The organism is Nonlabens sp. (assembly GCF_965657255.1).
GTDB lineage: Bacteria > Bacteroidota > Bacteroidia > Flavobacteriales > Flavobacteriaceae > Nonlabens.
Genome location: NZ_CBFHNM010000014.1, coordinates 18,536 through 30,958 on the forward strand (window position 1 = coordinate 18,536; position 12,423 = coordinate 30,958).

Annotated in this window: 8 protein-coding genes and 1 pseudogene; 2 read left to right on the forward strand and 7 right to left on the reverse strand. The window is 34.4% G+C overall.

Going from position 1 to position 12,423, the window contains the following annotated elements:
* Nucleotides 1-295 precede the first annotated feature (295 nt).
* Nucleotides 296-2,740: a zinc-dependent metalloprotease gene (locus tag ACTF54_RS12745; RefSeq protein WP_438969520.1), complete on the forward strand. Its 2,445-nt coding sequence runs from the start codon at nt 296-298 to the stop codon at nt 2,738-2,740.
* A 156-nt stretch (nt 2,741-2,896) separates the two neighbouring features.
* Here the strand turns inward: ACTF54_RS12745 and ACTF54_RS12750 are convergent.
* From ACTF54_RS12750 to ACTF54_RS12770, 5 genes and pseudogenes are all read right to left on the reverse strand, one after another.
* Nucleotides 2,897-3,634 (reverse strand): annotated as a pseudogene (locus ACTF54_RS12750) (transposase).
* A gap of 207 nt (nt 3,635-3,841) precedes the next feature.
* On the reverse strand, nt 3,842-4,570 hold the full coding sequence (locus ACTF54_RS12755) for a head GIN domain-containing protein (RefSeq protein WP_347196817.1): 729 nt from the start codon (nt 4,568-4,570) through the stop codon (nt 3,842-3,844).
* Between the two features lie 39 nt (nt 4,571-4,609).
* Entirely contained in the window at nt 4,610-5,707 is a 1,098-nt protein-coding gene (locus ACTF54_RS12760; RefSeq protein ID WP_347196816.1) for a hypothetical protein, read from the reverse strand.
* A complete protein-coding gene (locus ACTF54_RS12765; protein ID WP_438969521.1) occupies nt 5,691-6,269 on the reverse strand; it encodes a hypothetical protein in 579 nt (192 codons plus the stop codon). Before ACTF54_RS12765 ends, ACTF54_RS12760 begins: the two co-directional genes overlap by 17 nt.
* An 8-nt stretch (nt 6,270-6,277) precedes the next feature.
* Entirely contained in the window at nt 6,278-6,868 is a 591-nt protein-coding gene (locus ACTF54_RS12770) for an RNA polymerase sigma factor (protein WP_438969522.1), read from the reverse strand.
* A 231-nt stretch (nt 6,869-7,099) separates the two neighbouring features.
* Between ACTF54_RS12770 and lon the strand changes: the two genes are divergently transcribed.
* Nucleotides 7,100-9,553 (forward strand): endopeptidase La, encoded by a 2,454-nt coding sequence (gene lon / locus ACTF54_RS12775; RefSeq protein WP_347196818.1) that lies wholly within the window; start codon nt 7,100-7,102, stop codon nt 9,551-9,553.
* Between the two features lie 488 nt (nt 9,554-10,041).
* Here lon and ACTF54_RS12780 read toward each other — a convergent pair whose 3' ends face one another.
* Both ACTF54_RS12780 and ACTF54_RS12785 read right to left on the reverse strand, forming a co-directional pair.
* A complete protein-coding gene (locus ACTF54_RS12780) occupies nt 10,042-10,476 on the reverse strand; it encodes a hypothetical protein (protein WP_347197112.1) in 435 nt (144 codons plus the stop codon).
* 57 nt (nt 10,477-10,533) lie between these two features.
* Nucleotides 10,534-12,369: an ABC transporter ATP-binding protein gene (locus tag ACTF54_RS12785; protein WP_438969523.1), complete on the reverse strand. Its 1,836-nt coding sequence runs from the start codon at nt 12,367-12,369 to the stop codon at nt 10,534-10,536.
* Nucleotides 12,370-12,423 lie beyond the last annotated feature (54 nt).

Consider the following 12,423-nt stretch of genomic DNA (forward strand, 5'->3'; position numbering starts at 1 on the left):
AATTCAAAAGGCTATTTTTATTCCGCTTCCGCGAAAGCAAGAGAAAAAGCATTTATTACCTCTTTTTTGTATTATAAATGATTTATGGACTTTTCATTATTGATGTATTGCTCTACGGTATTTTACTTCATCATATTCAAACTTAAATACAACTTGTATGATTACCAATACTAAAAATAGTTTTTTAAATTGATTATTAAGGATTCTCTTAGAGTTTTGTTAAGCTTTTATGAGCATTAAAAAATCTATCTTTTAATTTTCTATTTTGTGGCAATCAATTAAGAAAATTAATCCAATGAAAAGAACCATTTTCGCAAGTGTTTTACTTTCTACAACCTTGTTACTAGGTAGTTGTAAAACCACTCAAAAAGCTGTAGCTCAAAAAGAAAAACAATCAACAGAAGCCTCAAGCAAAAAAAAGTCAAAATTTAAAAGCTACAACAAGGTAATTACAAAAGACGCAATTACTGATGAAGGATTGTTTAAAACGCATCAAGTAGATGATAATTTTTTCTACGAGATTCCAAACAACTTACTTGAAAAAGATATGTTATGGGTCACGCGTATTGCGCAAATACCTTCTAATCTAGGTGGTGGATACATGAATGCTGGTAGTAAAACTAACCAGCAATTAGTGGCTTGGGAGCGTTTTCAAGATAAAATTTTAATTAAAGTAAAATCATATTCTGAAGTAGCTTTGGATGAAAATGCAGCGATTAATAACTCTGTAAAAGTTAATAACTACGAACCTACCATATATGCCTTTGACATTAAGGCATTCAGTCAGGATTCTACGGCTGTAGTTATTGATGTAACAAAATTTCTAAGCTCTGATGTTCCTTCAATTAGTGGTTTAAGTCCAGGATTAAGAAGAGCCTATAAAGTAAGAAGCCTGGATAGAGATAGAAGTTTTATCAATTCTGTAAAATCATTTCCAGAAAACATAGAGGTTAAACAAGATTTTACATTTACCGCAGCAGAGCCACCATCAAATAGATCAGTAGGTTCTATAAGTATGCAAGTAAATCAATCCATGATTTTATTGCCAGAGGTTCCTATGACACCTAGACTATTTGATTCTAGAGTAGGCTTTTTTACGGTTAATCAAATTGATTATTCTAGTAAAGCATTAAAAGCAGACGAGAAAACCTATATACGCAGATGGAGGTTAGAACCTAAGGATCCAGAAGCCTATGCTCGTGGTGAACTAGTAGAACCGGTAAAACCTATTGTTTATTATCTGGATCCAGGAACTCCTGAAAGCTTAAAAGAATATATCAAACAAGGAATTGAAGACTGGCAAAAACCATTTGAAACGGCAGGATTTAAAAATGCAATTATAGCGAGAGATGCACCTTCAAAAGAGGAAGATCCAGATTTTAGTCCAGAAGATATACGTTATTCTGTGGTACGTTATGTAGCCAGCACAACTCGTAATGCGGTAGGACCATCCGTAAGCGATCCACGTAGTGGAGAAATCATAGAAAGTGATATTATCTGGTACCACAATCATTTAAGATCTTATAGAAATAGATATTTACTAGAAACCGGAGCGGCAAATCCTAGTGCAAGAACACTGGATACAGAAGAAAAGGAAATAGGAGAGATGATGCGTCAGGTGATTGCACATGAAGTAGGTCATGCCTTAGGGTTTCCTCACAACATGGCAGCTAGTTATGCTTATGATGTAGAAGATTATAGAGATGGTGATTTTACTCAAGAAAATGGTATCGCAGCTAGTTTAATGGATTATGCTCGATACAATTACATTGCACAACCTGGAGATGAAAATATAAGATTTGTACGTCAGATGGGTCCTTACGACCATTATGCAACTAATTGGGGTTACCGTGTAATTCCTAATGCAACTACACCAGAGTCTGAAGTAAACACCTTAAACAGCTGGATCATGGAAAAAGCTGACGATCCTAAATATAAGTTTGGACAACAAAGAAGTCGTTTTGATCCACAATCTCAAACAGAATCTATAGGTAATGATCCAGTGAAGGCGAGTACGTATGGAATGAAGAATTTAAAAATAGTTGCAAAGAATTTATCAGATTGGACCTCAGAACAAACTGATAATTATGAAGATCTAGGTGAGTTATATGGTGAGTTATTAGGAGTATGGTCTAGATATGTAGGTCATGTGGTAACCAATGTAGGTGGCGTTAATGAAGACCTTAAAAAGCCTACTCAATCTGGAACTGTTTACAATGTTGTAGACAAGAAAACCCAAAAAGAATCAGTACAATGGATCAAAGAAAATGTGTTTGATACTCCTAATTGGTTGATCGATAAAAACATCGTTCAGAATATCAATCCAGATGGTTATTTTGATGTACTTAGATCGGTACAAACACGTCATTTAAATAGTTTGTTAAGTTTTGACCGTATCGGTAGATTGATCAATTCAGAAACTGTTGGTAGTAATTACTACAGTGCATTAGAGATGATGCAAGATGTAAGAAAAGGTATTTTTACGTCTCGTAAAGTAGATATTTATAAGAGAAATCTTCAAAGAGCTTATGTCGACAGACTGGAATATTTAATGACAGAAGATCCTAGCCGTAGCAGTTTTAACATCAATCAAAGTGATTTGAGAGCTTTAGTTAGAGGAGAGTTGAAAACGCTACAATCTACGTTGCCTAGTAGAAGAAATTCTTCTTCAAACCAAGTAAATAGATACCACTATGAAGATCTTTTGGCACGTGTAGATGTAGTCTTGAATCCACGATAAGAAAGAGGTTGTCCAGTCCTAAATAACCGATACGTAAAGCATTAAAATTATTATTTAAATCTCAATGAAGCTAGCTTCATTGAGATTTTTTTGGACACTATCCCCTAAACAGTGTAAGTTAAAACAGCTTGGGTTTGACTTTAAATGAGTTTATAATTAGCCCCTTTCTTTATAAATGGTTAGCAACTGATAGAGTACAATACTCGAGTTTTTGATGGGCATAGACCATTTTTTAGTCGCTTCCCTTACTGCCCATTATATAGATTTCATAACGGCATCATCTGTTGGAAAGGATAATTTGTTTTTGCTGTATTTTCTGATTTCTTAAGGGAACTCAAAGAAAACGGTAAGGTCTTTCCAGTTGTCATAGCATCTTTTGACAGCGTAAGAGTACTTGTCTTCCCATTTATCTGCAAAGTCTTTTAGAGCAGCTTTTGCGGCTTGTTTTGTAGGCGCGTTATAAATCTGCTTCATATCTCAGTAAAAAGCTTTCATATTAGTAAGCACATTCACTTTTACCATTCCTACAAAACCCTACAGCTGTGTAAACGATTTTATGAATCACTTTAGAGTTGCACCTTAAAGACAATACAATAGCTTTCATACCAACTAGATATACCGGCTCCAAAGGTCTCTTCTGCTAGGCAACAAATATGGGGTTAAATGAGGCATCACGATCTCTGGAAACTTTAATCTCTGACTCACCAAAGATAGTCCTCACCTTTTTAGTGCCGTATCCTTTACGTTTATTGTAAGTTGGACTTTGTTTCATGTGTTTAAATAGTCTAAGTGAGCATCAAGCTAGCCTTTTAGCATTTTTTCAATACCTCGCTTTTGAAGTTGCTTTAAGAAATCAGTGAGTTCATCTCCCGTTTTGAACTGTTTAAAAAAAATCGTCCTTGAATAAACCTTATTGGTTCATATCTGTGTGAAATTTAAAATAAAAAAGGCTTGGGTCATCACCTAAGCCTTTTTTAACTACTTATACAGTTAATGAGATACTACCAAAATAACCTTTTGTAATTGTAAAAGAATAAAAATTCCCAAATTAACTTATTGATTTAGGAATTTTATTTTTCATCAAACTTTTGATATTATTCTTTACATTTTTGTGATTTCCCCACTACCCATGATGTTTTTCTTTACTTCACTAGTAGTACCTTTATATCGTAAATCTCCGGAACCTACGATAGAGGCTTTCAATTTTCCACCGGTACAGTAAACAGATACGTCGCCACTTCCTGCGATGGAGGCATCTACATGATTTGCTTTTAGATCAAAACCACTGATCCCACCACTTCCTGCAACGCTTGCATCTAGATATTCTGTACGACCACTTATTTTTACATCTCCACTTCCTGCAATGCTTACATCAAGCTTTTCAGATTCTACAGCGACTGCTATATCGCCACTTCCTGCAACAGAAATTTGCATATCCCTAGATTTTAAAGTCATATTACTTTTTATATCACCACTTCCTGCCATACTCAAACTAAATATTTTTTCCACTGGAACCCTTACTTTAATTCCCTTTCGCGTATTGATATTATATCCATCTTCAATTCCTATTTCTAATTTATTACCGTTAACTTCTATTTCTAGATGTTCCATAATATTAGACTCTGCCTGGACAGTTATAGTTCCTTCTTTTCCTTTAACCAATGTAATATCAATACTATTACTACCGGATATTTTATCATAATCACTCGTGTTAAAAGTTTTTGAGATCACTTCTCCATTGCCTTTCACGCGTTTATTGCTTTTCCACCATTGCGCATTAACATTGTTAAAGCCTAGTAGTATAACTAGAAGTACGATTGTATTCTTCATATTTTTGATTTTAATAGTTAGTTGTTGATTGAAAATAAATTAGTTTCTCTTAAGACTTACACCGCCAAAACTAGATCTAATGTTAATGGTAGTAAGCGCATCTTTATTGCCGTAATATCCAGAACGTTGCTTATCTGTGGTATCATTTTCTGATCGAGTAATCGTAAGATCATCAGATAGTTTAATACTTGCAAATTCTGTATCAATGTCAAATTTAAAAGAAGCATTAGGGTGGAATCCTACTTTTATACCTGTATATTCTGATTTAATTGCAGCTGTCAGTATATCAGCACTTAATTCATTAATATGAATGGAACCAAAATCTGTATTCAAATCAACACTTTTTTGAATAGTCCCTATCTTAATAGTAGAGTAATCACCACGTCCTATTATTTTTATTACAGCATCTACCTGTATAGTAGAAAAATCTCCATTAAAATCTAATTTTTTTACATCTTCAAATTTTGCTTTAGTATAATCGCCTTTGTAATCTACTTTTTCTGATCCATATAATTCAAAACTGCTGAAATCTGCTCTAATAGTTCCTGATTTCATATAATCAATATGTGAATTATTAGTGTAATCAAATCTCAGCTCATTATTATTGCCCAAAAGTTGACCAATATCTAATCTGCCAAAATCACATCTGATTTTTGCATTTCCTTCTAATCGATCTAGTACTATTGTTCCATAATCGTTAGTGATGTCTAATGTAGCCGTAATAGGCATCTTAACGATATAATTGATCTTCATATTAGAATTATTACTAGAATCACTATTAAATAATGTGTTCCATAAACTACCGTTACTAGAAGATTTTTGTTCAGCATCAGTTCTAGCACTTACTTTAGAAGCTGAAGCATTAAAATCTACGTCTATCTCTCGTAACTGGCGATCCACACGCTCTTCATTATTGCCACTTACTTCCACGGTAACATCTATAGATACGGTAGGCTGATCCCATGTGGTTATGGTCACATTACCAAATTCGTTCTGTATATCCACCATACAGTTTTTGTTTACCGTAAAAGATTTATTGAGTTTTTTAGACTTGGTATATTTTCCATAACCAGGACCTGCGGCAATTAGTGCTGGTAGTAAAAACAGCAATATGCTAAATTTATATAATTGTTTCATTGTCTTGTTCTTTAAAATTCTTCAGTTGTTCAATTTGCTCTAAAGCAGTTTCTAATAAATCGATTCTATTTTGAAAATTTTGAATCATTGCAGCGATCACTGCTTTACTATCATTATTTATTTTAAAGTCTGCCTTGATCGACTTGTAATCTGCTTCTAGCTTATTCAACGCATTTTTTGCATCAATTATAATACGTTCTGTATCTGGTGATTGTTCTTTATTTAATTTTTCTAATTCTAGATGGATCGTATTAGTAAAGAAATCTTGAGCCTGCGCCATTTCTGGTGAGACACTAGAAAGACCATCATTCATAGTGGTTTTGATAGTGAAATTAAATCCAGCAATGCCTATTAAAAGTGCCAGTCCGGCCACTAGCGACCATTTCAACCAAGAGTTCATAGAAATGACCTTTTTATCTTCATCTGTTCTATCAAGATCATGTTTATCTATGATACTTACATCTTCTTCACCAGCAGCATTTAACTTTTCTAAAAACCTACTTCTATGGCCACTAGGCAATGATTCTGTATTAAAATCTTGTTCTGCAAACCAATCTTTCATGTGCTTTTTCATATCAGTTGCATTTTATTTCTCAAACTCTCTTTTGCCCTAGAAATGGTCGTTCTACACATCGCGTTAGAAATTCCCATAATCTGGCTTATTTCTTCATTATCCATACCTTCAATTAAGCTCAATGTTAAAACCTGTCTGTAATTATCTTTAAGAAGGTTCATTACTTGAAGTACTTTTTTTGCTGTCATTCCAGCTGCCTCCATATCAATTTGCTCATCTACTTGATTCTCCATTTCATAAGCAACATCATCATAAGCAACTTTAGGCATTCTCTTTTCTTTCTTTAAATGTGTCAGGCTATTATTGACAACTATTCTTTTTAACCAACTGCCGAATGTTGCTTCTCGGTTCCATTGCTTCATTTTAGCAAACGCGGTGATCATACTTTCTTGCATAATATCTTCGGCTTGTGTTGTGTCTTTTACGATTCTTAATGCAACATGGTACATACCTATTGCATATTGATCATAGACGCGCATTTGTGCCTTGCGATCACCTCTTTCACAGAGGTTATAAAGTTCTATTTCGGTTATGGTTAAGGTCACTTGGTTAGTGTTACGCTTTAAAGATGCAATTAATTCCATCATGTTACACTTAATGGCAAGGAATTTGAATTTTTATATAAATAGTATTTGTTAGCAGGTGTAAAAACCTTCTAGTTGACGAGTTAGTAGGTTGTTTAACGTGTTGATATGTAATATGTTGATTGTTTAAATTCCGCTTTCGCGAAAGTGATACACTTATCAAGCTCGTTCAAAAAATAAAATTAAAAAATTAATGCCATCCGTCTATATGACATTGTGGCGACTGAAAAAGATATGTTTAAACCAAAGAAATTTTCAATAGACAACTTGTCACTTCAAGAATTTGATCAAGACGCGGAATTTATTCCTCTTTTGAGCAGTGAAGACGAGGAAGAAATGAATAACGAAAGTGTGCCTGAAACCTTGCCTATATTACCATTGCGCAATATGGTTTTATTTCCAGGTGTTGTAATCCCTATTACTGCAGGACGTGATAGATCTATAAAATTATTACAAGACGCAAATAAAAAAGGTATTGCAATAGGTGTTGTTGCACAAAATAATGAAGAGGTAGAAGAACCTTCATTCGAAGATTTACATAAGACTGGTGTGGTTGCAAAAATCCTGAAGACATTTAAAATGCCAGATGGAAATACCACAGTCATCATTCAAGGTAAAAAACGCTTTGAAATGGGTGAAATCGTTACAGAGCAACCTTTCATTACGGCAGTAGCAAAAGACACCCCAGATGTAAGACCTATTAAAAATGATCCTGAATTTAAGGCTATCATTGAAAAAATTAAGGAGTTAGCTTTAGAAATAATTAAAGAAAGTCCTAACATTCCTACAGAGGCTTCTTTTGCCATCAAAAATATAGAGTCTGATTCTTTCCTTGTGAATTTTGTTTCTTCAAACATGAATTTGAAAGTAGAGGAGAAGCAAAAAGTTCTTGAAATCAATGACTTGAAAGAAAGAGCATTAGAAACCTTGCGCTTTATGAATATAGAGCGTCAGAAACTGGAGCTTAAGAATGATATTCAGTCTAAAGTACAGACAGATATCAATAAGCAACAACGTGAGTATTTCTTGCACCAGCAAATGAAAACTATTCAGGATGAATTAGGCGGCGTTTCTTCTCATCAAGAACTGGACGAAATGCGCCAGCGTGCAAAAAAGAAGAAATGGGACGATAAGGTAAAGGAGCATTTTGAAAAGGAACTTTCTAAGATGCAGAGAATGAATCCGCAAGTAGCGGAATACTCCATACAGCGCAATTATTTAGATCTTATCCTTGATTTGCCTTGGAACGAGTTTTCTAAAGACAACTTTGATCTAAAACGTGCGATGAAAATTCTAGATCGTGATCATTACGGTCTAGAAGAAGTAAAGAAACGTATCATAGAGTATCTAGCTGTTTTAAAACTGCGTAATGATATGAAATCTCCTATTTTGTGTCTTTATGGACCTCCAGGAGTTGGTAAAACTTCATTAGGTAAATCTGTTGCAGAGGCTTTAGGAAGAGAATATGTACGTATTTCTCTAGGTGGATTGCGTGACGAAGCAGAAATACGTGGACATCGTAAAACCTATATAGGTGCGATGCCAGGACGTATTATACAAAGCATCAAAAAAGCAAAAACTTCTAATCCTGTTTTTGTACTGGATGAAATCGATAAGTTAAGCAGCTCGCATAATGGTGATCCATCAAGTGCAATGCTAGAGGTTCTTGATCCAGAGCAAAACAACGCTTTTTATGATAATTTCCTAGAAATGGGATTTGATTTAAGTAAAGTCATGTTTATCGCCACTAGTAATAGCTTAAACACTATACAACCAGCATTGCGCGATCGTATGGAAATTATTAATGTAACCGGTTATACGATTGAGGAAAAGGTTGAAATAGGTAAACAACATTTACTGCCTAAGCAGCTGAAAGAGCATGGTCTGGATAAGTCTCATATTAAAGTGGGAAAGCCACAAATAGAGAAAATTGTAGAAGGTTACACACGTGAAAGTGGTGTCAGATCTTTAGACAAGCAAATCGCAAAAATGGTGCGTTATGCAGCCAAAAGCATTGCGATGGAAGAAGAATACGACCTTAAAGTGACAAATGATACAGTTATCAACGTCCTAGGAGCTCCTAAAATGGAGCGTGATAAGTACGAAAATAACGAGGTTGCTGGTGTAGTTACAGGATTAGCTTGGACTAGAGTAGGAGGCGATATTCTTTTTATAGAATCCATTCTTTCAAAAGGAAAAGGAAACCTTACGATTACTGGTAATCTAGGAAAAGTAATGAAGGAAAGTGCTACCATCGCAATGGAGTACATCAAATCAAATGCTGATGAATTAGGAATAGACAGTTCTATATTTAATAATTACAACGTGCATATTCATGTTCCAGAAGGCGCAACACCTAAGGACGGACCTAGTGCAGGTGTAACGATGTTAACTTCTCTAGTTTCTCTGTTTACTCAAAGAAAGGTAAAGAAAAGTATCGCGATGACTGGAGAAATTACACTTAGAGGTAAGGTATTGCCTGTAGGTGGGATCAAAGAAAAAATTCTTGCTGCAAAGCGTGCACGAATTAAAGAAATCCTTCTTTGTGAGCAAAACCGTCGAGACATTGAAGAAATCAAGGCAGATTATTTAAAAGGTCTTACATTTCATTATGTAAGTGATATGAGTAATGTGTTAGAACTGGCGCTTACTAAGCAAAAAGTAAAGAATGCAAAGAAATTAAGTTAATATCTCAATTTCAAAATCATAAAAAAAGCTCGAGAAATCATTCTCGAGCTTTTTTGATTTAGACTATTTCAACAACTGTTAAATCAGATGGATCGATTATTTTTAAAGCGATATTAAATAATTCTTAAGATGAGTACAAAATATCAGACCAGCATTTCTCTTTGAAAACAGAAAAAAGTAAAGAAGCGACAGCGATGATCGCCAAGTGTTTGCTTTGATTTTTTTCATTAAAGAATTTTAGTAGAAATTTTCCAGTATTGCAAAACCCCTTATTTAATTCGTAGACGAATTAAATTTTCCCCTTTGAAAAAGGGAAACGCTTTTTTACCCTTATGTTTTAATCTGTTGTATTCAGATTTTGCTTTGAACCTGGCTAGAATAAAATAATTTCCCAGTCCAGGATTTCCATACAGCGGAAGGAAAAAAAGCATAAGAGCGACAGCGATGGTTGCAAAGGGTTTGCCACCAAGTTTTAACTTAATTAAAAACTACAACTTACTGTAATCTACTATCAATTTCTTGTACCATTTTCCTAAATCGGTTGGTATTTCTTCATATTTTTTCACTAATTCACCTGCTAGCCTTGAAGTAGCGCGACCTTTTAAAGATAAATTAGCACTTAAATAACCTTGAAATTTACCAGCATCATCCATAATTTTTGGTGCTTTGTTAGAAACGGTATTCCATGGTGAAAATGGATTGTTTGCATCTCCATAGTTATTCAAATCATTCCATATTGAGGTATTACTAAAGCTGCTGCCATAATCACCAAAAGCATTCCAGATAGATTTACTATCAAAACGAGAACAATCTAAACAGCCTAAATACACCGTATAGTCATCGCCTCCGTAAAGATGTAGATTTTGCGCTGTGGTGCTATAAGCGGTAGTTAATAATCCAATGATTAAAAATAATTGTTTCATAATTATAATTTTTAGAACAACAACTTCCTAAAAAAAAGCTGGAACAAGTTGAATTCTTTATTGATAACCTGCAGCCTGTAAATTAAATAATTGCTCATAAAGTTGAGGAGCTGCCATTAATTCTTCATGCGTGCCTATTTCTGCAACGATTCCATCTTCTAGAACAAGAATACGATCTGCCATTCTAACGGTAGAGAATCGATGAGAAATAATAATACTGGTTTTTCCTTTAGTAAGTCCTATAAAACGTTCAAAAACGTCGTATTCAGCTTGTGCATCTAGTGCGCTGGTAGGCTCATCAAGCACAATAACATCTGCATCTTTCATATAAGCACGGGCAAGAGCTACTTTTTGCCATTGTCCACCACTCAATTCTTGGCCTTTTGCAAAACGTCTTCCTAGTTGTTGATCAATGCCACCTGTCATCACGGCAACCACTTGATCTGCTAGACTGCGTTGTGCAGCATCATTAATCATAGGATCATTTGCAATCTCGTCTATATTTCCTACCGCGATATTCTCTCTTAAGCTAAATTCATATTTGAAGAAGTCTTGAAAAATCACACCGAAACGTTTTCTATATTCTTGTTTATTAAATTGAGATATATTGATACCATCTAGAAGTATTTCTCCTTTTGTAGGTTCATAGAATCTTAATATCAATTTGATCAAAGTGGTTTTTCCAGCACCGTTTTGACCTACGAAAGCTATTTTTTCACCAGCTTTAATTTTAAAACTAATACCTTTTAAAACTTCTGTATCACTACCGTTGTAACTAAAATGAACATCTCTAATCTCAAAACCATCTTTTATCTCTGCCGGAATAGGAGTGTAGGCGGTTGTTTCATCCGTCACTTCAATATCTAAGAAATCAAAATAATCTCTTAAGTAAAGTGAGCTTTCTGAAATAGAAGTGAACCTAGAGAAAAAGCTTTGAAGGTTATTTCTTAACCTATTAAATGATCCAGAAAGAAAAGTCAATTCACCGATGGTTAAAACACCAGTAATTACCTTAAAAATGATAAAGATATAAGCACCGTAATAAGAAAGTATTCCCAAAACATTAAATAACGAACCATAAATACTTTGTTTGATAGATAGCTTTTTATTGATCTCATAATAATTGCCCGATAGCTTTTTAAATCTAGCAGCAATGTAATCGGTCAGTCCAAAAAGCTTTACTTCTTTTGCCGTTTGATTATTAGCACCTATAAACCGTAAATAGTCTAATTCTCGACGTTCGGCTGTCCAGCTGCGTGCTACAGAATAGCGGTGCGTGCTGTATTTTGCCTCATTTATAAAAGAAGGAATAATGCTTAAAACTAAAAGTATGATAAGCAAGGGTTCAAAATAAATCAAACCTGCAATCAAAGAAGCTATAGAAATGATACTTTGTACCTGACTCAAAGAAGCACTCATCAATCCTACACGACCACTAGTTTGTTGTCTAGCACGTTCTAATTTGTCGTAAAAATCAGGATCTTCTAACTGTTCTAAAGTCAGCTCATTTGTTTTTCTAATAATTTTCTCAGATGAAGCATTAGAATATAAATCACCTATTAAACCATCGGTAAGGTTGATCAATCTATTTAATAAATCTGCAATAACAGCGACACTTAATTCTATGGCAACGTACTTCCATAGTTGCGATAAATCCTGTTCTTCTAAAGATATTTGTAAAATTACTTCATCAATAATTAATTTTCCTACCCATAATAAAACCACCGGACTAATAGCGGTAAGTAATCTCGCTGTAAAGTTGGTCACAAAGAGTTTAGGACTTACGCGCCAGATTTCTTTGAAAAATCTAGGTAAGGTTTTTAATGCACTAAAGGAAAACGTTTTTCCTTTTTTGCTTTGTTCTTTTATGGATGCAGGTACTCTTCTAGCCACGTGTTTTATTTATATTTCAAAGGTACGATCTGGGGATTTAGTTTGTTGGGATCT

Coding starts and splice junctions, on each gene's coding strand:
- ACTF54_RS12745 (WP_438969520.1), top strand. CDS start 296: ATGAAAAGAACCATTTTCGCAAGTGTTTTACTTTCTACAACCTTGTTA.
- ACTF54_RS12755 (WP_347196817.1), bottom strand. CDS start 4,570: ATGAAGAATACAATCGTACTTCTAGTTATACTACTAGGCTTTAACAAT.
- ACTF54_RS12760 (WP_347196816.1), bottom strand. CDS start 5,707: ATGAAACAATTATATAAATTTAGCATATTGCTGTTTTTACTACCAGCA.
- ACTF54_RS12765 (WP_438969521.1), bottom strand. CDS start 6,269: ATGAAAGATTGGTTTGCAGAACAAGATTTTAATACAGAATCATTGCCT.
- ACTF54_RS12770 (WP_438969522.1), bottom strand. CDS start 6,868: ATGATGGAATTAATTGCATCTTTAAAGCGTAACACTAACCAAGTGACC.
- lon (WP_347196818.1), top strand. CDS start 7,100: ATGTTTAAACCAAAGAAATTTTCAATAGACAACTTGTCACTTCAAGAA.
- ACTF54_RS12780 (WP_347197112.1), bottom strand. CDS start 10,476: ATGAAACAATTATTTTTAATCATTGGATTATTAACTACCGCTTATAGC.